The sequence below is a fragment of the Methylobacterium mesophilicum genome, assembly GCF_036441335.1.
In the GTDB taxonomy this organism is placed as follows: Bacteria; Pseudomonadota; Alphaproteobacteria; order Rhizobiales; family Beijerinckiaceae; genus Methylobacterium; species Methylobacterium mesophilicum_B.
Genome location: NZ_MLBW01000035.1, coordinates 1 through 24240 on the forward strand (window position 1 = coordinate 1; position 24240 = coordinate 24240).

The 24240-nt window shown below is 72.2% G+C and carries 18 protein-coding genes and 5 pseudogenes; 16 read left to right on the forward strand and 7 right to left on the reverse strand.

Annotated elements, in window-relative coordinates:
- Positions 1–182: 182 nt before the first annotated feature.
- A complete protein-coding gene (locus MMR14E_RS27330) occupies positions 183–641 on the forward strand; it encodes a peptidylprolyl isomerase (protein WP_010686120.1) in 459 nt (152 codons plus the stop codon).
- 156 nt (positions 642–797) lie between these two features.
- On the opposite strand, the gene mobA is transcribed toward MMR14E_RS27330, so the two are convergent.
- The 3 genes from mobA to MMR14E_RS27345 form a co-directional block, all read right to left on the reverse strand.
- Positions 798–1400, reverse strand: a complete 603-nt coding sequence (gene mobA / locus MMR14E_RS27335) for a molybdenum cofactor guanylyltransferase MobA (RefSeq protein ID WP_331318692.1) — start codon at positions 1398–1400, stop codon at positions 798–800.
- Between the two features lie 4 nt (positions 1401–1404).
- Positions 1405–2553: an iron-sulfur cluster carrier protein ApbC gene (apbC, locus tag MMR14E_RS27340; protein ID WP_331318694.1), complete on the reverse strand. Its 1149-nt coding sequence runs from the start codon at positions 2551–2553 to the stop codon at positions 1405–1407.
- A 113-nt stretch (positions 2554–2666) separates the two neighbouring features.
- Positions 2667–2969 (reverse strand): hypothetical protein, encoded by a 303-nt coding sequence (locus tag MMR14E_RS27345; RefSeq protein ID WP_331318696.1) that lies wholly within the window; start codon positions 2967–2969, stop codon positions 2667–2669.
- A 127-nt stretch (positions 2970–3096) separates the two neighbouring features.
- On the opposite strand from MMR14E_RS27345, the gene MMR14E_RS27350 reads away from it, so the two are divergent.
- The 8 genes from MMR14E_RS27350 (at position 3097) to MMR14E_RS27385 (ending at position 13429) form a co-directional block, all read left to right on the forward strand.
- Positions 3097–3600 (forward strand): pyridoxamine 5'-phosphate oxidase family protein, encoded by a 504-nt coding sequence (locus MMR14E_RS27350; RefSeq protein ID WP_331318698.1) that lies wholly within the window; start codon positions 3097–3099, stop codon positions 3598–3600.
- A gap of 122 nt (positions 3601–3722) precedes the next feature.
- Positions 3723–5015 carry a nicotinate phosphoribosyltransferase gene (locus MMR14E_RS27355; RefSeq protein WP_331318700.1) on the forward strand — a complete coding sequence of 431 codons (1293 nt, stop codon included), beginning with the start codon at positions 3723–3725 and terminating at the stop codon, positions 5013–5015.
- Positions 5016–5293: 278 nt separating this feature from the next.
- Entirely contained in the window at positions 5294–6760 is a 1467-nt protein-coding gene (locus MMR14E_RS27360) for an MmgE/PrpD family protein (protein ID WP_331318702.1), read from the forward strand.
- Positions 6761–6874: 114 nt separating this feature from the next.
- A complete protein-coding gene (locus tag MMR14E_RS27365; RefSeq protein WP_331318703.1) occupies positions 6875–8899 on the forward strand; it encodes an AI-2E family transporter in 2025 nt (674 codons plus the stop codon).
- Positions 8896–9684, forward strand: coding sequence for a histidinol-phosphatase (gene hisN / locus MMR14E_RS27370; RefSeq protein ID WP_331318704.1), 789 nt, complete (start codon positions 8896–8898; stop codon positions 9682–9684). Before MMR14E_RS27365 ends, hisN begins: the two co-directional genes overlap by 4 nt.
- Positions 9685–10377: 693 nt before the next feature.
- On the forward strand, positions 10378–10839 hold the full coding sequence (locus MMR14E_RS27375; RefSeq protein ID WP_331318706.1) for a hypothetical protein: 462 nt from the start codon (positions 10378–10380) through the stop codon (positions 10837–10839).
- A gap of 87 nt (positions 10840–10926) precedes the next feature.
- Positions 10927–12372 carry a YcjX family protein gene (locus tag MMR14E_RS27380; protein ID WP_331294601.1) on the forward strand — a complete coding sequence of 482 codons (1446 nt, stop codon included), beginning with the start codon at positions 10927–10929 and terminating at the stop codon, positions 12370–12372.
- Between the two features lie 28 nt (positions 12373–12400).
- Positions 12401–13429, forward strand: a complete 1029-nt coding sequence (locus MMR14E_RS27385; protein WP_331318708.1) for a TIGR01620 family protein — start codon at positions 12401–12403, stop codon at positions 13427–13429.
- Positions 13430–13436: 7 nt separating this feature from the next.
- Here MMR14E_RS27385 and MMR14E_RS27390 read toward each other — a convergent pair whose 3' ends face one another.
- The 3 genes from MMR14E_RS27390 to MMR14E_RS27400 form a co-directional block, all read right to left on the reverse strand.
- The gene (locus MMR14E_RS27390) at positions 13437–13664 is read right to left on the reverse strand and encodes a hypothetical protein (protein WP_012319110.1); all 228 of its coding nucleotides are present in this window, start codon (positions 13662–13664) and stop codon (positions 13437–13439) included.
- Positions 13665–13818: 154 nt separating this feature from the next.
- On the reverse strand, positions 13819–14370 hold the full coding sequence (locus MMR14E_RS27395) for an alpha/beta hydrolase (RefSeq protein WP_331318710.1): 552 nt from the start codon (positions 14368–14370) through the stop codon (positions 13819–13821).
- Positions 14371–14416: 46 nt separating this feature from the next.
- The gene (locus MMR14E_RS27400) at positions 14417–15490 is read right to left on the reverse strand and encodes a UV damage endonuclease UvsE (RefSeq protein ID WP_331318712.1); all 1074 of its coding nucleotides are present in this window, start codon (positions 15488–15490) and stop codon (positions 14417–14419) included.
- A 113-nt stretch (positions 15491–15603) separates the two neighbouring features.
- On the opposite strand from MMR14E_RS27400, the pseudogene MMR14E_RS27405 reads away from it, so the two are divergent.
- The 5 genes and pseudogenes from MMR14E_RS27405 to MMR14E_RS27425 form a co-directional block, all read left to right on the forward strand.
- Positions 15604–16729 (forward strand): annotated as a pseudogene (locus MMR14E_RS27405) (YihY/virulence factor BrkB family protein).
- 99 nt (positions 16730–16828) lie between these two features.
- Positions 16829–17239, forward strand: a complete 411-nt coding sequence (gene msrB, locus MMR14E_RS27410; protein ID WP_331318714.1) for a peptide-methionine (R)-S-oxide reductase MsrB — start codon at positions 16829–16831, stop codon at positions 17237–17239.
- A 318-nt stretch (positions 17240–17557) separates the two neighbouring features.
- Positions 17558–18482: pseudogene (locus MMR14E_RS27415) on the forward strand (hypothetical protein).
- Between the two features lie 246 nt (positions 18483–18728).
- On the forward strand, positions 18729–20102 hold the full coding sequence (locus tag MMR14E_RS27420; protein WP_331318717.1) for a dicarboxylate/amino acid:cation symporter: 1374 nt from the start codon (positions 18729–18731) through the stop codon (positions 20100–20102).
- Positions 20102–20725: pseudogene (locus tag MMR14E_RS27425) on the forward strand (ROK family protein); the annotation flags it as partial. The gene MMR14E_RS27420 and the pseudogene MMR14E_RS27425, both read left to right, overlap by 1 nt.
- A gap of 19 nt (positions 20726–20744) precedes the next feature.
- On the opposite strand, the pseudogene MMR14E_RS27430 reads toward MMR14E_RS27425, so the two are convergent.
- Positions 20745–21188: pseudogene (locus tag MMR14E_RS27430) on the reverse strand (NAD(P)-binding domain-containing protein); the annotation flags it as partial.
- 437 nt (positions 21189–21625) lie between these two features.
- On the opposite strand from MMR14E_RS27430, the gene thrS reads away from it, so the two are divergent.
- Together thrS and MMR14E_RS27440 are read left to right on the forward strand one after the other, a co-directional pair.
- Positions 21626–23653, forward strand: coding sequence for a threonine--tRNA ligase (gene thrS / locus MMR14E_RS27435; RefSeq protein ID WP_331318720.1), 2028 nt, complete (start codon positions 21626–21628; stop codon positions 23651–23653).
- A gap of 276 nt (positions 23654–23929) precedes the next feature.
- A pseudogene (locus MMR14E_RS27440) lies at positions 23930–24240 on the forward strand (sensor domain-containing diguanylate cyclase); the annotation flags it as partial.

The window sequence follows — 24240 nt, forward strand, 5'->3', positions numbered from 1 at the left end:
GACGCCCTCGCGCGCTGCACCCCGGCCCACATCACGCCGGGCCTGGGCCGGGCGATCGCGGGCCGGCCGGTGGCGCTCCGCTTCGTCTACCGCCCGCCGGCCTGAGCGCCGGCGAACCCGTCACGGGCGCTGGCCGGATCCGGCGCGCGCCGATACAGTTCCCCCAACCGGAAGGAAAGACCATGGCCGACAACGAGACCATCGTGCTGGAGACCACCAAGGGCCGCGTCGTGATCGCGCTGCGCCCCGACCTCGCCCCGGGCCACGTCGAGCGGATCAAGACGCTCGCCGCTCAGGGCTTCTACGACGGCGTGCCGTTCCACCGGGTGATCGACGGGTTCATGGCCCAGACCGGCGACCCGACCGGCACCGGCTCGGGCGGCTCCGACCTGCCGGACCTGAAGGCCGAGTTCAACGCCGAGCCGCACGTGCGCGGCACCTGCTCCATGGCGCGGACGAACTTCCCGCACTCGGCGAACTCGCAGTTCTTCATCTGCTTCGACGACGCCCGCTTCCTCGACAAGCAGTACACGGTGTGGGGCAAGGTCGTGGAAGGCATGGACGTGGTCGACACGATCAACAAGGGCGAGCCGCCGCGCTCTCCGGACAAGATCGTGAAGGCGACCGTCGCGGCGGCCTGAGCTCGGATCAAGCCTCGCGTCCGAAGCCATCTCTCGATGGCTTCGGCTCCGCCGGCTTGGCGAGCGGAGCGAAGCAATCCAGGGTCGCGCCACATCTCCGAGATGTCGCGCTGGCCAGGGTCTCTTCGCTTCGCTCGTGATGACGGCGGATCCTCATCACCCGCGGTCCAGGGCTTCCGCCGCGGCCAGATCCTCCGGCGCGTTGATGTTGAGGAACGGGTCCACCGGCTCGACCGGCCAGGTCGCCACCGCGGCCCCGTGGCGCGCGATGAAGGCGCCGACGCGCCGCTCGCCGCCTTCGAGATAGTCCCGAAGCGCATCGCGCAGAGCCGTCGGCCAGAGCGCGATCGTGTAGTGCTGCCGTTCGCCTGAGGCCGCGAGCGCGATGCCGGTTTCCGACGCGACAGCGTGGAGCCGCGCCACCAGATTCCCCGGCAGGAACGGCGCGTCGCCCGACACGCTCACCACCCGCGCGACGCCCCGCGCGCCGGCGTGCTCCAGCCCGGCGAGGATGCCGGCGAGCGGCCCCGGCTGGTCCGGCACGGGGTCCGGCAGGACCGGCCCGGGAAAACCGGAGAACCGCGCCGGGTCGCCGTTGGCGCTGAGCGCCAGCCCGGCCGCGCATTGCGGGCCGAGCCGCTCGACCACCCGCTCCAGCAGGGTCCGGCCGCCGAGCCGCAGCAGCGGCTTGTCGCCCCCGCCCATCCGCCGCGCCCGCCCGCCCGCCAGGATCAGGCCCAGGACAGGCGGCGGCGCCACGGCCTTACTCGAACACGATCTTCGGTGCCGCCCGCCCCGCCGGCGCGCCGGACAGGTTCGCCCAGAGCTGGGCGGCGATGTCGCGATAGACCTTGGCGTGCGGCCCGTCCGGGTCGGTCGCCACCACCGGCCGGCCGTTATCCGACGTCTCGCGGATGGTCATGTTCAGCGGCACCTCTCCGAGGAACGGCACGCCGAGCCGCTGCGCCTCGTTCCGCGCGCCGCCATGCCCGAAGATGTGGGAGGCGTGTCCGCAATTCGGACAGACGAAGGTCGCCATGTTCTCGATCACGCCGAGGATCGGCACCGCGACCTTCTTGAACATGGTCACGCCGCGCCGCGCGTCGATCAGCGCGAGGTCCTGCGGCGTCGAGACGATCACGGCGCCCGAGAGCGGCGTCGCCTGCGCCATGGTGAGCTGCGCGTCGCCGGTGCCGGGCGGCATGTCGACGAGCAGCACGTCGAGCTCGCCCCAGAGCACGTCGCGCAGCATCTGGGTGATGGCCGACTGGACCATCGGGCCGCGCCAGATCATCGCCGTCTCGGGCTCGATCAGGAAGCCGATCGACATGACCTTGAGCCCGTAGCCGACCATCGGCTCCATCGCCTTGTTGTCGACGACGGTCGGCTTGCCCGAGAGGCCGAACAGCTTCGGCACGGACGGGCCGTAGATGTCGGCGTCGAGGAGGCCGACCTTTAGCCCCTGGGCCTGGAGCGCCAGGGCGAGGTTGCAGGCGGTGGTGGACTTGCCGACCCCGCCCTTGCCGGAGGCCACCGCCACGATGTGGCGCACGCCCACGATCTGCGGGCCCTGGTTCGGCGGTGCGCCGGGCCGCGGCGGCGCGACCGGCGGCGGCGTCACGGGTCGCGGGGCGGCGCTGCTCTGGGCCGGGTGGCTCTGGTTCCGCTCCGAGGTGAGGCTGGCGAACACGCCCGAAACGCCCGGCATCTGCAGCACCCGGCCCTCGGCCTGCCGCCGCACCGGCTCGAACCGCTCGGCCTCGCTGGGATCGACCAGGATCGAGAACATCACCCGGTTGTTCGGATCGACCACGACCTGAGAGAGCCGTCCCGAGCCGGGCAGGGTGGTGCCGGCGGCATCGACCGTGATGCCGGCGAGCGCCTTCAGCACGTCGTCGCGGGTGATCGCCAAGATGTCCTCCAGCGGGGCAAGCAGGTATGCCAGTGCATGTAACCGAGCCGGCCCAGAACACCAGACCCCGGGCGAGCAATCGGCGCCGGCGCCGACGGCCCGCCCGGAGCGCGTCAGTGCGGGCGGGCGATGAGGTTGCATTCCTCCATGGGGCCGCGCACCGCGGTCCCGTCGCCGCGCCGGTAGAAGCCGTGGCGCAGGCGGCGACAGCCGAGCGGGCCGCGCAGGCGCTTCACGCGCTCGATATGGACGCTGCCGTAGCGCCGGTTCGAGAAGTCGTGGCCGCCGATGCGCACGCCCGGGCCGAAGCGTACCTCGGCGACCGCCGGCACGGCGCAGAGCCCGAGCGCGCAGAGTCCGAGCGCGCAGAGCGCCAGCGCCGCCGCCGCGCGGCCGATTCCCCGAACACGTCGCATCCGAACCTCCTCACCGCACGGGCAAGCTGAACCAACGGGAGACTGATCCGTTGTCGGGGCAGCCTTCAGGCGGGGCCCCCTCCGGAGACCCCGCCGGGACCGAAACGACGCGTAGGAGACCACTTTCATGCATCAGGGCAACCACCGCGACCACGAGGGCGCGAAGAAGCTGTTCGAGCTCATCAAGGACGTGAAGATCGCCATGATGACCACCGTCGATGCCGACGGCACGCTCAACAGCCGCCCGATGTGGAACAACGACGCCGACGAGAACGGCGACCTGTGGTTCTTCACCAAGCTGCACTCGCCCAAGACGGCCGCGATCAGCAAGGACAACCAGATCAACCTCGCCTATTCCGACCCGTCGAGCCAGAACTACGTCTCGGTGGCCGGCAAGGCCGAGATCGTCCGCGACCAGTCGATCATCGACGCGAAGTGGAATGAGAGCCTGAAGACCTGGTTCCCGAACGGGAAGAACGATCCCGAGGTCGCGCTGATCCGCGTCCACCCTGAGAAGGGCGAGTACTGGGACAGCCCGAACAGCACGATGCTGCACCTCTACGGCTACGTGAAGGCCTCGCTCACCGGCGAGAGCCCGAAGACCGAGACCAAGAAGGTCGACCTCGCCTGAGGATCGGTCGTCGGGATCGGCGATCTCGCGGGCGGTCTCCGGGCGGAGACCGCCCGTCTGCTTGACGTCTGCGGTCCCGGCATGCGCTCTGCGCGTTCCAAGCGCGGCAGAGTGCCTGACGAATGCTCGATCTGGCGAAACGGGTCTACGATCACAGTTTCCGCATCGACCCGATCGTGCGGTCGCTCCTCGACACCGATTTCTACAAGCTCCTGATGGCGCAGACGATCCTGCGCCGGCACCCCGACATCCGGACCACCTTCGGCATCACCAATCGCACCCGCCGGATCCGGATCGCCGACGAGGTCGATGCCGGGCTGCTGCGTGAGCAGCTCGACCACGCGCGGACGCTGCGCCTCAGCAAGGGCGAGATCACGTGGCTGCGGGGCAACGTGTTCCGCGGCCAGGGGCGCATCCTCGGCCCCGAATTCGTGAGCTGGTTCGAGACTTTCCAGCTCCCCGAATACGAGCTCGCCGTCCATGACGGCCAGTACGAGCTGACCTTCCACGGACCCTGGGTCGAGACCACAATGTGGGAGGTCCCGGCGCTCGCGATCCTCAACGAGCTGCGGGCACGGGCCGTGCTGCGGGGCCTCGGCAAGCTCGACCTGCAGGTGCTCTACGCCCGCGCCATGACCCGGGTCTGGGAGAAGATCGAGCGGCTGCAGAGGCTGCCGGACCTGTCGGTGGCGGATTTCGGCACGCGCCGGCGCCACGGATTCCTGTGGCAGGACTGGTGCGTTCAGGCCATGGCGGAGGGCCTCGGCGGCGCGTTCCTCGGCACCTCCAACTGCCTGATCGCGGCTCGGCAGGAGGTCGAGCCGGTCGGTACCAACGCCCACGAGTTGCCGATGGTCTACGCGGCGCTCGCCGAGGACGACGCGGCGCTCGCCGCCGCGCCCTACGCGGTGCTGGCCGACTGGCAAGAGGATTACGGCGGCAACCTGCTGGTGATCCTGCCCGACACCTACGGCACCACCGGGTTCCTGGCGAACGCCCCCGACTGGGTGAGCGACTGGACCGGCATTCGCATCGACTCGAAGGACCCGATCGAGGGCGGCGAGGAGGCGATCCGCTTCTGGCAGGATCGGGGACACGACCCGCGGGACAAGCTCGCCATCTTCTCCGACGGGCTCGACATCGACGAGATCGAGCGCATCCACGCCCGGTTCCACGGCCGCATGCGCATCGGCTACGGCTGGGGTACGTTGCTCACCAACGATTTCCGCGGCCTGCTACCCGATCACAAGCTCGATCCGGTCTCCGTCGTCTGCAAGGTCACCGAGGCGGACGGCCGGCCGACCGTGAAGCTCTCCGACAATCCCACGAAGGCGCAGGGGCCGGCCGACGAGGTCGCCCGCTACCGGCGGGTCTTCGCCGTGGGCGAGCAGGAGGCGCTGCCGGTGGTGGTGTGAGGGCGGGCCACACCGGTTCCGGCGGATGCCTGCGGCGTCGCCGCCTTCGCGAGCGGACCGATGCAACCCGGTCGGCGCCGCCTTCATCGCGGTCGCGCCGTCCCGGGTCACTTCGTTGCGCCCGCGATGACGGTGCGGGCCCCGTCCACCGGGGCGTCCGCGCGGAACCCGTGTCAGACCCGGCCGGGTGAAACACGGAGGCTGCCGCCCCATGGGTGAATTCATTATCATGTCCGGCAATCGGAGCCGCCCCGGGCGGCCCCATCCGGGAGAACGCCATGTCGATGAATCGCCGCTCGCTCATCGGGGCCGCGGGCCTCGCCCTGACGGCGCCCGCCCTGCAGGGGGCGCAGGCGGCCGAGGCCGCGAAGCCGGCCGCGAACGCAGCCGCGAAGGCAGCGCCGCCGCACGTCACGAAGATCCTCGCGCAGTGGATCCTGGGATCCTCCTACGACGCGCTGCCGGAGCCCGTCCGCCGCGAGGGCGTGCGCAGCTTCCTCAACTGGGTCGGGGTGGCGATCGGCGGCTCGCACCACGAGACGGTCGACGTGGCGGTCTCGGCGCTGCAGCCCTTCTCGGGGCCGCCGCAGGCCGGGCTGTTCGGCCGGACCGAGCGGTTCGACATCATGAACGCCGCCTTCCTCAACGGCGTGTCGAGCCACATCTTCGACTTCGACGACACCCACCTGAAGACGATCATCCACCCGGCCGGCCCGGTCGCCTCGGCGATCCTGGCCTACGCGGCGATGAAGCCGGTCTCGGGCAAGGACTTCCTCGACGCGCTGGTGGTCGGCATCGAGGCCGAGTGCCGGATCGGCAACGCGGTCTACCCGAACCACTACGACGCCGGCTGGCACATCACGGGCACCGCGGGTGTGTTCGGTTCGGCCGCTGCCGCGGGCAAGCTGATGGGGCTGACCGAGCAGCAGATGGTCTACGCCCTCGGCCTCGCCGCCTCGCAGCCGGTGGGGCTGCGCGAGTCGTTCGGCTCGATGAACAAGAGTTTCAACCCGGGCCGCGCGGCCTCGAACGGCCTGTTCGCCGCGATCCTGGCCGCGAAGGGCTTCACCTCGTCGGACGGGATGATCGAGGCCAAGCGCGGCTGGGCCAACACGATCTCCACCAAGCAGGACTGGTCGCAGATCACCGACGGCCTCGGCACCCGCTACGAGGCGCAGCTCAACACCTACAAGCCCTTCGCCTGCGGGATCGTCATGCACCCGACGATCGACGCGGCGATCCAGATCCGCGACCAGGACCACGTCAAGCCGGAGGACATCCAGCGCGTCGACCTGAAGGTCCACCCGCTGGTCCTGGAGCTGACCGGCAAGACCGCGCCGAAGACCGGTCTGGAGGGCAAGTTCAGCATCTACCACGCGGCCGCGGTCGCCTTCGTGGAGGGCGCGGGCGGCGAGAAGCAGTTCAGCGACCGGGCGGTGAACGATCCGCGGGTGGTGGCCCTCCGCCAGAAGGTGGTCCCGGTGATCACCCCCGGCGTCGACCCCGCGCAGGTCGACATGACCGTGACGCTGAACGACGGGCGGACGTTCCACCGCCATATCGAGCACGCGATCGGCAGCGTCGAGAAGCCGATGTCGGACGCGCAGCTCGAGGCGAAATTCACCGACCTCGCCGCCGGAATCCTCCCGGACGCGCAGGCGCGGAAGGTGATGCAGCTGTGCTGGTCGCTGCCCGAGTTGAAGGATGCGGGCGACGTGGCGCGGGCCGGCGTCGCGGGAGCCTAACCTGGACGCGAAGCCCGCGGGATCGTTTTCGCGTCCCGTGCCGTTCCCCGTCCGCGAGGCCTCCGCCGCTCCCGGCGGCCGCCCGCGCGTGGCGTTCGGGACGTGGATCACGGTATGGGCACCAGAACCCCGGTCGGGGTCGAACCGGCAGCGCGGCCCGGGACTTCCCTGATCCCGCCGCGGCCGACCCGCGTCGCCGCGGCCGAGACGCCGCGGGCCGCCATGGCGTCGCCGGTCGTGGTCGGCGCGACCATCATCGCGGCGCTGTACTTCGGCCGCGAGATCTTCATCCCGATCGCGATCGCGCTGCTGCTGTCGTTCGTGCTGACGCCGCTGGTGAACCGCCTGCGGCGGCTGCGGCTGCCGCGGCTCGCGGCGGTGGGCGTCAGCGTGCTCCTGACCGTGGGCATCGTGGCCGCCCTGGCGACCCTGATCGGCATCCAGGCGGCCGATCTCGCGGGGGACGTCCCCCGCTACCGGGCCACCATCGAGCGCAAGATCAACGGCCTGCGCGACTCGCCCGTGGGCCACGTCACGGAGTACGTCGCCAATATCGGGCGGGCGCTCCACGGCGGCGCGAAGGAGGCCGGCAGCCCGGAGGCGCAGCCGGCCGCCCCGCCGCCGTCGCCGGGTCCCGATCAGGCCCAGGCCGCGCCCAAGCCGGTCCTGGTCGAGGTCGCCACGAGCCCGCCGGGCTCCCTGGAGATGCTCTCGACCGTGCTCACCCCGGTGATGCATCCCCTGGCCACGGTCGGCATCGTGTTCGTGGTGCTGCTGTTCGTGCTGATGCAGCGCGAGGACCTGCGCGACCGCATGATCCGGCTGGCCGGATCGAGCGACCTGCACCGGACCACCGTGGCCATCGACGACGCGGCCAAGCGCCTGAGCCGCTACTTCGTGGTGCAGCTCGCCCTCAACGCCGCCTTCGGCGTGGTGATCGGCATCGGCCTCTACCTCATCGGCGTGCCGAACCCGGTGCTATGGGCGATCTTCGCGGCCCTGATGCGCTTCGTCCCGTATCTCGGGGCGGTCCTGTCGGCGATCCTGCCGATGGCGCTCGCCGCCGCGGTCGATCCGAGCTGGAACATGATGATCGCCGTGGCGATCCTGTTCGTCGTCCTGGAGCCGCTGACCGGCCAGGTCTTCGAGCCGATCTTCTACGGGCAGTCCACCGGTCTCTCGCCCTTCGCGGTCCTGGTCTCGGCCCTGTTCTGGACGTGGCTGTGGGGGCCGGTCGGCCTGCTGCTCTCGACGCCGCTGACCGTGTGCCTCGTGGTGCTCGGCCGCTACGTCGAGCACCTGGAGTTCCTGGACGTGCTGTTCGGCGACCGGCCGGCGCTGACGCCCGTCCAGAACTTCTACCAGCGCATCCTGGCGGGCGATTCCGAGGAGGTGCTGGGCCATGCCGAGCTGATCCTGCAGCAATGCTCGCTCTCGTCCTACTACGACGAGGTCGTGCTCAAGGCGCTGGAACTCGCCGCCCGCGACGCGGCCCGCGGGGTGCTGACCGCGCAGCAGAAGGGCGCGATGCGGTCCGCGCTCACCGAGCTGATCGCCGACCTCTCCGACCGGAGCGACGCCGTCGCGGGGGCGACGGCCGACGGCGAGGAGAGCGCCTGCAGCCCGCTCCCGATGGGACCGGCCCCGGAGGCGCTGCCCGCCGCCTGGACGCGCGCGGGCGCGGTGCTGTGCGTGGCGGGGCGCGGCTTCCTGGACGAGGCCGCGGCCGCGATCCTCGCGCAGATCCTGGAGAAGCGCGGCCTCGGCGTCCGCGCGGTCCCCTTCGCCGAGACGGCCTCCGTGCGGATCGGCCGGTTCGAGGCCGGGCCGGCGCGGATCGCCTGCGTGGTCTCTCTGGCGCTCGACGGCGAGCCGACGCACCTGCGCCGGCTGATCCGCCGGCTGCGGAGCCGGGTCCCCGGCGTGCCGGTCCTGCTCGGCCTGTGGCTCGCCNGGGCGGTGCGGCCGAGAGCGCCGCCGACGACCGGGACGCGGCGGCGCGTCTGCCGGCCCCGGCCGGGGCGTGAGTCGAGGATACGGGGAGACGGGGGCTTGACGGGCGGGGCCGCGCGCCGGCTTCGTCGGGACGGGCCGGTCGGCCGCGCGGCCTTCGGGCGGAACAGGGGACGGAACGGATGAGCGTCGTCGAACTCGGCCGGTTCATGGACGACCTCGCGGACGCGTCCGGGAAGGCGATCCTGCCGTTCTTCCGCGCCCAGTTCGGCCTGGACGACAAGGCCCGCGGTGGGGCGCCGTTCGATCCGGTCACCGAGGCGGACAGGGCCGCGGAGGTCGTCCTCCGGGCGATGATCGGCCAGACCTTCCCGGGCCACGGCATCCTCGGCGAGGAGTTCGGCGCGGAGCGCACCGACGCCGAGTGCGTCTGGGTCCTCGACCCGATCGACGGCACTCGCGCCTTCATCGGCGGCCTGCCGACCTGGGGCACCCTGATCGGGCTGACCCGCAACGGCGTGCCGGTGCGGGGCATGATGCACCAGCCCTACCTCGCGGAGCGCTTCACCGGGGACGGGCGCAGCGCGAAGCTCCGCGCGCCGGCGGGCGAGCGGACCCTGCGCACACGCCGCTGCGGGGACCTCGCCCAGGCGATCCTGGCCACCACGGATCCCCGGCTGTTCGCGGCCGGCGACGAGGCCGAGCGCTTCCGGGCGCTGGAAGGCCAGGTGCGGATGTCCCGCTACGGCGCGGATTGCTACGCCTACTGCATGCTGGCGTCCGGTCAGATCGACCTCGTGGTCGAGGCCGGGCTCAAACCCTACGACATCGTCGCGCTGATCCCGATCGTCGAGGGCGCGGGGGGCCGGGTCACGGCCTGGGACGGCGGCTCCGCCGCCGGCGGCGGTCGCGTGATCGCGGCCGGCGACCCGCGGCTGCACGAGGCCGCGCTCAGAGTTCTCAACCCGTGACGCGCGTCCGCATCGAGCCCGTCCGCCGCCGCGAAGGCCCGACCGCGTGCTGCTGAACGCGCTGATCCTGATCACGACCCTGGTGCCGCACGCCGAGGCCGGCGCGGACGCCCTCGTTCGCGTCCTGCCGCCCAGCGCCGTCGCCTCCGCCTCCGCCTCCGCCTCCGCCCCGGCGGACAGCCAGCCCCCGCGCTTCGATCCCGCGACCCGCTCCGTGTCCAACTGGCACGCCCAGACCGGCGCGCAGCTGACGCCGCGGGCGCTGGCGGTCACGGCCTCGCTGGCCGACGACCCGCCCTACGTCGCCCGCTGCGTGCGGCTCAACAACGGCTGGTGCATCAAGTCCGCCCGCTGGCCCGGCGAGATCGGCGCCGACGGGGAGGGCCACACCGCCTTCGCCACCCTGGCCGACGGCGCCGACGCCGCCGCGAGCCTGCTGCGGCGCTACTACCGCGACTACGGCCGCCGCACGGGGCTGGCCATCGTGCGCCGCAGCAGGCTCGCGGCGGCGGCCAATCCGCACGCCAACGCGCACAAGAGCGCAGATCGAGGACCGGCAGACCGGCCGCGATCGCCGGCAGCAGCGCGGATTCGGCGACCATCCGGTCGGCGCTCGGGACGCGGCCCGCCTTCCGGTCGAGGAGCGCCGACGGGTCGGCGACGCCCCCGGCCGGGCGGCCGGTGGAGGCGGAGATGCCCGCGGCGATGCTCCAGCCGGTTCCCGACATCGCCGCGGGCATCTCCGCCTCCACCGGCCGCCCGGCCGGGGGCGTCGCCGACCCGTCGGCGCTCCTCGACCGGAAGGCGGGCCGCGTCCCGAGCGCCGACCGGATGGTCGCCGAATCCGCGCTGCTGCCGGCGATCGCGGCCGGTCTGCCGGTCCTCGATCTGCGCCTGCCGGCCCCGCTCTGCACCGGCGACGAGGTCCGGATCCAGGCCTACGCCAACCGGATCAGCGGCAGCGTCGGCCTGAAGCCCGGCGACGACCTCGACCTGTTCGGGCCGGACGGCGCGCCCCGCGCCAACCTGGCCCCGGTCATGCTGGCGATGTCGGCGGTGGAGCTCGGCACGCTGCGCGCCGGCCCGGACCTCGTCGCCGGCGCGATCGCCCGGCTGAGGCCGCTCACCCCGGCCGCCGACACAGCGCCACCCTAGGGGAGGCTTCCCGGGCGGCAAGCCTTGCGGTTCGGCGCCGGCCGCGCCACCTCTGCCCGGCCCGTTCCCCTCACCCCGAGCCCGCCCGTGCCCCTGATCGACCTTGCCGCGCGCGCCGGCTCGGCCGTCAAAGCCTTCGCCGAAGCCTCGCACGACCTGCTGGTCCAGCCGACCCTGCGGCTGGGCGTGACCGGGCTCGCGCGCTCGGGCAAGACCGTGTTCACCACGGCGCTGATCCACCACCTCGTGGAGACGCACGCGCTGCCGGCCTTCGCGCCCGCGCAGGAGGGGCGCCTGCGCCGCGCCAAGCTGGTGCCCCAGCCCGACGACGACGTGCCGCGCTTCCCCTTCGAGGAGCATTTCGCGACGCTGACCGAGGCGCGGCGCTGGCCGCGCTCCACCGACCGGATCAGCCAGTTCCGCCTGGAGATCGCCTACGAGCGCGCCGCCGGCTGGCGCTCCGGCCCCGCGACCCTGATGCTCGACGTGGTCGATTACCCCGGCGAGTGGCTCCTCGACCTCGCGCTGATCGAGACCAGCTACACGGCGTGGTCCCGGGCCACGATCGGCGGCACCCGCCGGCCCGGCCGCGCCGCCGTGGCGGCGCCCTGGCTGGAGGCGCTGAAGGGCTTCGACCCGAACGGCCCCCTCGACGAGGTCGCGGCCGAGCGGGCGAGCGACGCCTTCAAGGCCTACCTCGCGGGCCTGCGCGCCGGCCCCGAAGCCGTGGCGACGACGCCACCGGGCCGGTTCCTGATGCCGGGCGACCTCGCGGGCTCGCCGGCGCTCACCTTCGCGCCCCTCGACCGGCTCACCGAGACGATCGCCCCCGACAGCCTCGCCGGGCTGATGGAGCGGCGCTTCGAGGCCTACAAGGCCAAGGTCGTGACGCCGTTCTTCCGCGACCATTTCCAGCGGGTCGACCGGCAGATCGTGCTGGTGGACGTCCTGTCGGCGGTCGATGCCGGGCCGACCGCCCTGGCGGAGCTGGAGGAGGCGCTGGACGCGGTGCTGCTCAGCCTCAACATCGGCCGCAACACGGTGCTGTCGCGGCTGTTCGCGCCCCGGGCCGACCGGGTGCTGTTCGCCGCCACCAAGGCCGACCACCTCCACCAGACGAGCCACGACCGGCTCGACGCGCTGCTGCGGCTGCTCGTGTCGCGGGCCATGCGGCGGACGGAAGCCGCGGGCGCCCGGGTGGGCACCGTGGCGCTGGCCTCCGTGCGCGCCACCCGCGAGACCACCGTCCACGACGGGTCGGAGACGCTGCGGGCGGTGGCCGGCACCCCGGAGGCCGGCGAGGTGGTGGGCGACGAGGTCTTCGACGGCAACAGCGAGGCCGCGATCTTCCCGGGGGAGCTGCCGGCCCGCGCTGAGGCGGTGCTGGAGGGCGCGGTCGAGCCGGGCTCGCTGCGCTTCCCGCGCTTCCGGCCGCCGCTGGTGCGGCCCGACGGCCTGGGCCGCGCCGGGCACCTGCCGCAGATCCGGCTCGACCGGGCGATGCAGTTCCTGATCGGCGACCGGCTGGCGTGACGATGTATGCGATGCGGAGCCCGCGACCATGACCTCCGGCCAGAAACCCCGCGCCTTCCGGATCAGTCCCGAGCCGGCCGCCGAGCCGAGCGTGACCACGACGCCGCTCGGCCCCCGGCCGCCGCAGGCCCGGATCGTCGAGGAACCCTTCGAGATCGTCGACGCCGCCGACGGCGTCGCCGTACCGGTGGCGCCGCGGGAGCGCTCGCCCTGGGGCGCCCTGTTCCTCTCGGCGGTGGGCGGCCTCGTGTCCCTGGGCGTCGGCCTGTCGGTCGAGCGGATGATCAGCGACCTGTTCCAGGCCGCGCCCTGGCTCGGCTGGGTGGCCCTCGCGCTGCTGGGCCTCGCGGCGCTCGCGCTGCTGGCGATCGTGGTGCGGGAACTCGCCGGCCTGCGGCGCGAGCGCAAGATCGAGCGGCTGCGCCAGTCGGCGCTGGACGCCCTCGCCACCCGCGACCACACCGGCGCGCAGGCGGTGGTGCAGGCGCTCTCGACCTTCTACGCGGATCGCGACGCCCTGTCGGCGGGCCGCGCCCGCATCGACGCGGCCGCCGACGCGATCCTCGACGTCGACGACCGGATCGGCCTGGCCGAGCACGAGCTGCTGGCCGGGCTCGACCGGCAGGCGCGCAACGCCATCGCGACGACGGCCAAGCAGGTCTCGGCCGTGACGGCGCTCAGCCCGCGGGCGATCGTCGACGTGGCCTTCGTGGTGTTCGCGGCGGTGCGGCTGCTGCGCCGGATCGCCGCCATCTACGGCGGCCGGCCGGGCTTCCTGGGATTCCTGCGGCTGGGGCGCGCGGCGCTCGCGCATCTCACCGTCACCGGCGGGATGGCGGTGGGCGAGAGCGTGATGCAGCAGGTGCTGGGTCTCGGGATCGCCGCCCGGGTCTCCGCCAAGCTGGGGGAGGGCGTGCTCAACGGGCTGATGACAGCCCGGTTCGGGCTCGCGGCGCTCAACGTCTGCCGGCCGCTGCCGTTCGTGCGGGAGGCCCCGCCGCGGCTCGCCGACGTCGCCGGCGAGCTGCTGCGCTCGGCGGAGGCCGAGCCGGAATAGGGTCGGCCTACTTGGCGCCCGCGGCGGCGCGGCGGTTGGCGATACGCGAGAACATGTTGCCGGTGTAGTCGGCGGTCTTCGGCTTCTCGGGCTCGCCGAGCTTGGCCTCGAAGGCCTCGATCCGCTTGAGCAGCGTCACGTCGTTGAACAGCGAGCTGTTGAAGTTGCTCTGGGCCCGGGGGCCGAGGGCGGTCTGCACCGCTTCGAGTCGTTCCAGAAGCTCTTTGCGCGTCACGGTGCTCTCCAGGGCCGGCTTCGGGACGAAGGACCGCCCGTGCCGCCACTGAAGAGGGCGGTGGTAAACAGCGCGTTAATGCGACCCGCGCCACCGCCCTCCGGCCGAGGCGCGAGGACGCCGATCGTCCTCGCGCGCAGCAACGCGCGCAGGCTCAGAGCCCCTTCAGGAACCCGGCGAGCCGCATCAGCCCCTCGGGCCAGGGACCGTGCCCGCTCGCCACGTTGAGGTGGCCGGATTCGCCCGCGTCGACCGTGAGCGCGCCCCAGGCGTGGCCGAAGTCGTCCGCCCGCTCGTAGCGGCAGTACGGATCGGTGCGGCTGGCGACCAGCAGGGACGGGAAGGGCAGGGGATCGCGCGGCACCGGCGCGAAGGCCCGGACCGCGTCGGGCAGGTCCGGCGCCTCCTCGACGTCCGGGAACGCCACCAGGAGGGCGCCGCGCACCGCCCCCGCGGGGAAGCGCGGCACCGCCTCGACGCTGGCCACCACGCCGAGGCTGTGGGCGATCAGGATGACCGGTCGCGTCGCCGCCGCGACCGCCTCGGCGATGCGGCCGCACCACGCCTCCGGGGTCGGCGCGTGCCACTGATCCTGCTCGACCACGCGCGCGGTGGCGAGGCGGCCCGCCCAGCGGGCCTGCCAATGGTCCTCCTCGGAGCCCCCGAGCCCCGGGACGATGAGGATGTCGCAGTCGGCGGTCTTCATACCGGGATGCCTAGTGCGGACCGGCGGACGCGTCGAGACCGTCCCGTCACTCTGCCGCGATCGGCGCCGCCGCCTCGAGCGCCAGGATGTGACGGGCGATCTGCACGGAGGCGCGGTTCTTCGCCTTGGCCTCGATCTCGAAATCCGCCCAGGCGAGGTGCCGGGCGACGAGGTCGTTCACCGCCCGGTTCCACATCATGTCGGAATGGGCCGCGAGGTCCCGGACCGCGTGGCCGGCCGCGCGCAGGGCCGGGAAGTCGGGCAGGGCGTCCGGATCGCAGGCGGCGGAGACCGCCTCGCGCGACACGCTGATGTGGGCCACGGGCCGGACGCCGCGCCAGGATTCCTGCACCCGGGCAATCCGGGGGTCGTCGGGCTCGAGGTACTCACCGCCGCTCTCGACCCAGTGGTGGTGCAGGTCGAGCACCGCCGGCACGAGGTCGGCGAGCCGCAGCACCGCGTCGAGGCCGAAGACGTTCTCGTCGTTCTCCACCGTCACGAGGTCGCGCGCCACTTGGCTCGCCCGGGGCAGGGTCTCGCGGAAGCCCTCGACCCCCGGGTCGCCCGCGCCGACATGGATGTTGATGTGGGCGCCGTGCGGGTGCCAGCCGCCGCCGTAGCCCATCCGGTCGAAGATCTCGGCGTGGTAGTCGAGCTCGGACAGGCCGTTGGCGATCGCCGCCGGGTTGCGGCTCGCCAGCAGGCAGAACGGCCCCGGGTGGAAGCTCAGGCGCACCCCGAGCCGGCGGGCCAGCGCGCCGGCCTCGGCGAGGCCGCGCTCGACCAGCGCCGCCATCTCGGGCTCGGCGTAGAGCGCCTGCGCGATCGGGTGGGTGTAGCCCGGCAGGACGTTGCTCGCCATGCGCAGGAGGCGCTCCAGCGGCGGCCGGGCCCCGACCCAGGCGATCTGGCGGGCGAGGGCGTCGAGGTTGTGGGCGACGAGGCCGGCGAGCTTCGCCCGCCGGGCGGCGGGCTCCAGCTTGGTGAGGTGAGCCATGGTCACGCTGGTCAGGTTCATGTGCAGCGTGGCCTCCCGCTCCGCCTTGAGGGTGGCGTGGGTGCCGGGAGGCTCGTCCAGGACGAACTTGCAGCAGAAACCGAGACGGGGCTGATCGCGCATAACCATCACAACGCGCGGAGGGCCGCGGCGTCCCCGCCCCCCGTGCGGAACGGCCGCGGCACGACGACGTTGGGAGTCCCGAGCGCGGCAGTTCCGCGCACTGGCCCCGATCCATGCCCCCGTCACCGTCGCGCTCGACCGGCCCCTCCGAGGGCGGCTCGATCCTCTGGATCCTGATGCTCGGCTCGGCGCTGGTCGCCCTCGCGGCGGCGCCGGCGCGGCGCGGCGTGCCGGCGGCNCGTGGCCGCGGGCGCGCGCTCCATCTCCGGGCGCGCCGCGCAGCTCACTGCCGCGACCCAGCCGGAGCGCGGCCGCGCCGCCGACAGCCCCGCCGAGATGACGCGATCCGGTTGGAAGGACATCGCCGTCCGGGTCTACCTGGAGTTCAACAAGGACCGGGTCCTGGCGGTCGCCGCCGGCGTGACCTTCTACACGCTCCTCTCGCTGTTCCCCGCCATCGCCGCGCTGGTCTCGTGCTACGGCCTCTTCGCCGACGTGACCGTGATCAACGACCACCTCGCCCAGCTGCACGCGGTCCTGCCGTCCGGCGCGGTCGAGCTCATCGGCGACCAGGTCAAGCGCATCGCCGCCAAAGGCAGCGGCTCCCTCAGCATCACGTTCTTCTCCAGCCTGCTCCTGTCGATCTGGAGCGCCAACGCCGCCATGAAGGCGATGTTCGACGCGCTGAACGTCGTCTACGAGGAGGAGGAGAAGCGGAACTTCTTCTGGCTCAACCTCCGGTCGCTCACCTTCACGATCGGCGCCCTGCTGTTCATCATCGTCGCGCTCAACGTGATCGTGGTCGTGCCGGTGGCGCTGAACTTTCTGGGGCTGGGCTCGACGGCGTGGCTGCTCGCGGCCCTGCGCTGGCCGGCGATCCTGATCGTCCTCCTCGGCGGCCTGTCGGTGCTCTACCGGTTCGGACCCAGCCGGGAGCACGCCCGCTGGCGCTGGGTCGGGGTCGGCAGCGTGATCGCGGGCCTGCTCTGGCTCGCCGCCTCGCTCCTGTTCTCCTGGTACGTCGCCAATTTCGGCACCTACAACGAGACCTACGGCTCGCTGGGGGCCGTGATCGGCTTCATGACGTGGATCTGGATCTCCTCGACGATCGTGCTGCTCGGGGGCGAGATCAACGCCGAGCTGGAGCACCAGACCGCCCGCGACACCACCACGGGCGCGCCGCTGCCGATGGGTGCGCGCCGGGCGCGGATGGCCGACACCGTCGGCGCCGCCGCCTGAGCGCGACGTCTCCGATCCCGGAGACCACGCGCGGCATCTTCCGGGACTGCCGGAGACCGCGCGCGATCCCTATATAGCGAGGCGAATAGGGAGATCGCCATGGCCGACACGCCGACCACCAGCCCGGAGACCCGCAGCGACGCCGAGTGGCGCTCGGCGCTGACGCCGGAGCAGTACCGGGTCCTGCGCGAGCACGGCACCGAGCGGGCCGGCACGAGTTGCCTGCTCGCCGAGAAGCGGGCCGGGACCTTCACCTGCGCCGGCTGCGGGCAGCCGCTGTTCGAGCAGGGCACCAAGTTCGAGTCCGGAACCGGCTGGCCGAGCTTCTTCGAGCCGATCGAGGGCGCCGTCGGGACCACCGTGGACCGCAGCCACTGGATGGTCCGCACCGAGGTGCACTGCGCCCGCTGCCAGGGCCATCTCGGCCACGTCTTCGACGACGGCCCGGCGCCGACCGGCCTGCGCTACTGCATGAACGGCGCGGCGATGAATTTCGAGCCGGCTGAATGAGTCGCGGGGTCCGCTAACCTGGGTTCGGAAACCCGGCGCGAAAACCGGGATATCGGGGACAGGGGGCGCCGCGGCCGGTTCCTCGACCCGATCCGGTCTTGATTTCGTCGCGTTTTTGCTTAGCGCTCTATAGTCTCAGAATGTCGCTGTCCGGTGATTGGCGACGGAAGCGGTCAGGCTCTGGCGAATACGGCGTGGCATCCAGCTTATACGCCGTGCGGGTCGGCTCGATTTGTCCCCTTCCGTTCGGCCCGGCGGCGCTGAGGGCTGTCCGCCGGATCGGCGCGCCGCCGACCAAGCGGGAGGGGTTTTGAGTTCATGAGCACCGTTCGCCGATTTCTGGTCGCACCATCCCTGGTCCGCCTGATCCGCAAGGAGCGGGGCGGCGCCCGGATCACCGAGGGTCACTTCGCGCCCCAGGGCGGCCGCGCCTCGTACGTGCGCGTCGACGGCCAGGTCTGTCAGTTGGTCCTGGTCAACAAGGGGCCGGACGGCGTCCCGGTCGAGGAGCGCACCGACGTCCCGCGCGCCCACGGCGACGCTCTGCTGGACGTCTGCCCCGGCAAGGCCGCCTACGACCGCACCACCGTCAATGCCGGCGGCCGCGAGATCGCGATCGACCGCTACGTCACACCCGGCAGCCTGGACTTGATCAGCGTCGCCTTCGACAACGACGGCGAGGCCGCCGGCTTCCACGCCCCGGGCTGGTTCGGCCGCGAGGTCAGCAACGAGCCGGCCTACGAGCGGGCGGCCCTGGCCATCCAGGGCGTGCCGGCCGCCGAGGAGGTGGCGCTGAGCAACGCCGCGCTGGACGCGGTGCTGGACCTGATCGAGCCCCGGTTCGGCTTCGGCCGCTACGGCAGCAGCAGCCGGACCACCGAGTCCGACGAGGGCGCCATGCGCCGGACCGCGGCCCCGGCATGGCGCGGCAGCCTCGCGGCTCCGCCAGGGCGTCGAGTCGTCCCGCCAGGTTCATGACGATTCGCTGATGCCGCTCCCNGAGGCCGTCGCGCACGCCGCGCCGGCCGCCGAGACGCCCGCCGCGCAGGCCGGCACCGGCGACGCCCTGCACGGGGATGCCCGCATCGACGACGTCATCGAGAGCCTGTCGCAGGCGCTCGGCGCGGCGATCCACCAGCAGCCCGATCCCGCCGCCGAGACCAAGGACGGGAAGAGCGAGGATCCCGCCTCGATGTTCGAGCGCTGGACCGTTCGCCCCCGCCGGACCCAGCAGCAGACCTGAGCCTCGGCGCCGCGCCGCGGCGCAACGACGCGAGACACGCACGGGCCGCAGCGCAGATCGCGCTGCGGCCCGTGCGCGTTCGTGCGCCAGGAAATCAATCGGAAGCGAGCAGTCTTCGTCCGGGATCGACAGGCTTTTGTCACGGATGGTTCCCGACGGATAAGCGTGCAGCCGTTGAGGCGCCGGGTGATAATCGCTAGCGTGCCGGCAAATCGGGAGGGTGCGCGGTCGTCGCACGGGATGGACATGGCACAGGCAATCCAGGCGACGGCTCCCGCCGCAGCGCCCCGCGAGCCCTGGTACAAGGTGCTCTACATCCAGGTGCTGATCGCCATCGCGCTCGGCGTGCTGCTCGGCTGGTACGATCCGGCCACCGGCAAGTCGATGAAGTGGCTCGGCGACGCCTTCATCGGCCTGATCAAGATGATGATCGCGCCGATCATCTTCTGCACGATCGTCCACGGCATCGCGTCGATCGGCGACCTGAAGAAGGTCGGCCGCGTCGGCCTGAAGGCGCTGGTCTACTTCGAGGTGGTGTCCACGATCGCGCTGCTGATCGGCGTCATCGTCGGCGAGGTGATCCGGCCCGGCGCCGGCTTCAACGCCGACCCGTCGAAGCTCGACGCCAGCAAGGTCGCGAGCTACGCCAGCAAGGCGGCGGCCGATTCCACGGTCGCCCACATCCTGGCGATCATCCCGAAGAGCTTCCTCGACCCCTTCGCCACCGGCGACCTCCTGCAGGTGCTGCTGATCTCGATCCTCACCGGCGTCGTGGTGACGAATCTGGGTGAGCGCGCGGCCTCGGTGAACCACGCGATCGACACGGCCGGCCAGATCTTCTTCCGGATCATCGGCATCGTCGTGAAGCTCGCCCCCGTCGGCGCCTTCGGCGCCATGGCGTTCACGATCGGCGAGTACGGGATCCAGAAGGTCTACGACCTCGCGTGGCTGGTCGGCACCTTCTACATCACCGCGATCCTGTTCGTGCTGGTCGTGCTCGGGACGATCGCCCGGGTCGCGGGTTTCTCGATCCTGCGCTTCCTCGCCTACATCAAGGACGAGCTGCTGATCGTGGTCGGCACGTCGTCGTCCGAGACGGTGCTGCCGCAGCTCATGACCAAGATGCGGCGCCTCGGTGCCTCGGACTCGGTGGTCGGCCTCGTGGTGCCGACCGGCTACTCGTTCAACCTCGACGGCACCAACATCTACATGACGCTGGCGACGCTGTTCCTGGCGCAGGCCGTGGGCGTGGACCTGTCGATCAGCCAGTACGCGACCATCATCCTGGTGGCGATGCTGACCTCGAAGGGCGCCTCCGGCGTCACCGGCGCGGGCTTCATCACCCTGGCGGCGACGCTCTCGGCGATCCCGAACAGCCCCGTCCCGGTCGCCGCCATGACCCTGGTCCTCGGCATCGACAAGTTCATGTCCGAGTGCCGCGCGCTCACCAACCTCGTGGGCAACGGCGTCGCCTGCGTGGTGGTCAGCCGCTGGGAGGGCGAGCTCGACGTCGCCAAGCTCAACGAGGTGATGGCCCACCCGGTCGCGATCGGCACCCACATCGCCGACGCGTCGCCGCAGCCGATGGGCACCGACAGCAAGGTCGCCGCCGCCGAGTGATGGGATCGCCGACGGCGGAGAGCGGAGGCCGCCCGCGCCTCGGCATCGATCTCGGCGGCACCAAGATCGCCGGGATCGTGCTGGGCCGGGACGGGACGACCCTGGCCGAGACGCGGATGCCCGCCCCGCGGGGCGCCTACCGGGCCACCGTCGAGGCCGTGGCCGACCTCGTCCTGCGTCTCGAGGCCGAGGCCGGCGCCTCCTGCAGCGTCGGCATCGGCATGCCGGGGAGCCTCTCCCCGGCGACAGGCCTCGTGCGCAACGCCAACTCGCACTGGCTCAACGGACACCCGTTCGCGGCCGATCTCGGCGCGCGCCTGGAGCGCCCGCTCCGGATCGAGAACGACGCCAACTGCCTCGCGGTGTCGGAGGCGATCGACGGCGCCGGCGCCGGCGCCCGCGTGGTCTGGGCGGTGATCCTGGGCACCGGCGTGGGGTCGGGCATCGCCCTCGACGGTCGGGCACTCACGGGCCGCAACGGCATCGCGGGCGAGTGGGGCCACGGCCCCTTGCCGGCGCCCCGCGACGACGAGCGGCCGGGCGCCGCCTGCTACTGCGGGCGCCGGGGCTGCGTCGAGACCTGGCTGTCCGGTCCCGGCCTGGCGGCGGACCACGCGCGAAGGCGCGCCCGGTCGCCGCCACGGCGCGGCCGATTGCCAGGGCCTGGGCGTGCGCGATGGTGCTGAGATCGACCACGACCGCCCCCGGGGCGAGGCGCTCCGCCAGGGCGCCGTCCCCGAGGAGGGCCGCCTCGACGGCGTCGCCGTTCGGCAGGCACAGGAACAGCACGTCGGCGCCGGCGGCCTGGCCGGGATCGGTGGTGGCGACGAGGCCCGGCGCGGCGAGGCCGGCGAGGCGCGCCGGGTCGGTGTCGATCGCCACGAGCGTCTCGGCGTCGGAATCCCGCTTGGCCGCGAGGTTGCGGGCGATGGGGTGCCCCATCGCGCCGAGGCCGAGGAGGGCGAGGCGCGCGGCCATGCGGGTGTCCCTGTTCCGAGTGTCCGGCCGCCCGCCCGTCCCTGCGGGGGGAGGCGCCGCGCCAGCATGTCGCCGGACGGGGCCGCCCGCCAGCCCCGGCCCCGGCATTGGGGGAGGCGCGTCATCCCAGGGCCGCTCCCGATCGTGCTGCGGCGGTCAGGACGGCGGGCGTCCCCGATCGGGACATCCGCGCCGTGCTCCCTCTCCCCTGCGGGAGAGGGGACCCGCGTCTCGCACTCACGCGCCGAGACGACCCGCGGCCTTCCGATCGTGACCGTTTTTCCTATTTCGCTCTTCCTGTCCGCGGCGTCCCGTGAGCGATCCCGCGGCGTCCCGCGTCCCTCGAGAGGTCTCCCGGGCCATGCCCCCGGCGCGGGACGGCGCGCGGGGACGATGACGCGCACCCGAACGGCGGACGAAGGGCAGGGATGCGTGGAGTTGCGCCGCACCGTTGTTCCCTCGCCCGAGAAATCGGTCTACACGGCCGCTCCCTCGAAACCGCTTACCTGCGCCGTATGCAGGACTGAGCCCGGAGACGCGCGCACATGCCGATTCTCACCTTCCCCGACGGCAACACGCGGGAGATCGCCGCCGGCACGACCGGCCGCACTGTCGTCGAGGGCATCGCCAAGTCGCTGGCCAAGCGCACCGTCGCCATGGCGCTCGACGGCACGCTCGCCGATCTCGACGACCCGATCGACCGCGATGCCCGCATCGAGTTCCTGGATCGCACCGACCCGCGCAGCCTGGAGCTGATCCGCCACGACTGCGCGCACGTGCTCGCCGAGGCCGTGCAGGCGCTCTGGCCGGAGACGCAGGTCACGATCGGCCCGGTGATCGAGAACGGCTTCTACTACGACTTCCACCGTGAGACCCCGTTCACGCCCGAGGACTTCCCGAAGATCGAGGCGAAGATGCGCGAGATCATCGCGCGCGATGCTCCGTTCACCAAGGAAGTCTGGAAGCGCGAGGACGTGCGGGCGCTGTTCGCCGGCAAGGGGGAGGGCTTCAAGGTCGAGCTCGTCGACGCGATCCCGCCGGGCGAGGACCTGAAGATCTACCGCCAGGGCGAGTGGTTCGACCTCTGCCGCGGCCCGCACATGACCTCGACGGCCAAGGTCGGCACCGCCTTCAAGCTGATGAAGGTCGCGGGCGCCTACTGGCGGGGTGATTCGAACAACCCGATGCTGACCCGCATCTACGGGACGGCCTGGGCGAACCAGGCCGATCTCGACGGCTACCTGCACCGGCTGGAGGAGGCCGAGCGCCGGGACCACCGCCGCCTCGGCCGCGAGATGGACCTGTTCCACTTCCAGGAGGAGGGGCCGGGCGTCGTCTTCTGGCACGCCAAGGGCTGGACGATCTTCCAGGAGCTGATCGCCTACATGCGCCGGCGCCTGCGCGGCGACTACGCCGAGGTGAACGCCCCGCAGATCCTCGACAAGGCCCTGTGGGAGACCTCCGGCCACTGGGGCTGGTACCGGGAGAACATGTTCGCCGCGCAGTCCGCCGGCGAGGAGGCCGAGGACAAGCGCTGGTTCGCCCTCAAGCCGATGAACTGCCCGGGCCACGTGCAGATCTTCAAGCACGGGCTGAAATCCTACCGCGACCTGCCCCTGCGCATGGCCGAGTTCGGGATCGTCCACCGCTACGAGCCGTCGGGCGCCATGCACGGGCTGATGCGCGTGCGCGGCTTCACGCAGGACGACGCCCACGTCTTCTGCACCGAGGACCAGCTCGCCGACGAGTGCCTGAAGATCAACGACCTGATCCTCTCGACCTACGCGGATTTCGGCTTCGACCAGATCGTCGTGAAGCTCTCGACGCGGCCCGAGAAGCGCGTCGGCTCCGACGCGCTCTGGGACCACGCCGAGGACGTGATGACCCGCGTGCTGGCCCAGATCGAGGAGCAGTCGGCCGGCCGGATCAAGACGGCGGTCAACCCAGGGGAGGGCGCGTTCTACGGGCCCAAATTCGAGTACGTGCTGCGCGACGCGATCGGCCGCGACTGGCAATGCGGCACCACGCAGGTGGACTTCAACCTGCCCGAGCGGTTCGGCGCCTTCTACATCGACGCCGACGGCGCCCGGAAGCCGCCCGTGATGGTCCACCGGGCGATCTGCGGCTCGATGGAGCGCTTCACCGGCATCCTGATCGAGCACTTCGCCGGGCACTTCCCCCTGTGGCTGGCGCCGGTCCAGGTCGTGGTGGCGACGATCACCGGCGAGGCCGACGCCTACGCCCGGGACGTCATCCGCACCCTGGAGCGCGCGGGCCTGCGGGTCGAGGCGGATCTGCGCAACGAGAAGATTAACTACAAGGTCCGCGAGCACTCGCTCGCCAAAGTGCCGGTGCTGCTGGCGCTCGGCCGCCGCGAGGCGGAGGAGCGCACGGTCTCGATCCGGCGGCTCGGCAGCCAGCAGACCCGCACGCTGCCGCTGACCGAGGCCGTGGCGGCCTTCGTGGAGGAGGCGACCGCGCCGGATCTCCGGCGCGCCGAGGCCGTCGCCGCGACGGTCCCGACCAGCGACACGGTGCTCGACGGCCACCACGACCGGCACGACGCGCCCTGACCCGCCTCCGATAGACGTCGTCCCGGGCCCCCGCGGCGGCGGCCGGGACGTCGGCGCGGCTCGACCGCGCTGACCCGTCGACCGACAGAGTTCGCGCATCGGGATCGCGGTCTCAACTTGCGGCTGGTCAATCTCGGCGCGGATCGCTCAACGCGCACGACTTTCGTCAAGGTTGGCGAAAGGAATCCCATTCTATGAAGACCGGAGACTAATTTCCGAGCCGGCACGATCCGGCGATCGCCCGACGACGCTGTCGGGCGCTTCGGGGGAGCGGCCATGGCGGCGGAGGCGGGCAGGGCGGCGGCGAGGCTGGCGCGGCGCCACCGGCAGGTGGCCTGCGACCGGCGCCAGGACGGGCTCGACCGCGGGCGGAAGCTCGGACCCGGTATCGTCCAGGCGCTGGACTCGCTGCCGCACGGCCTGTGCCTGTTCGATTCCGCCGACCGGCTGCTGTTCATGAGCGACGGGTTCCGGCGCCTGTTCGGCCCGCCCGCGAACCGGATCCGGCCCGGCATGCATGCCGACCTGTTCTCTGCTGCTCCCGTGATCGGAACGCGCACCGCACCGGCCGTCCTGGCCATGTCCCT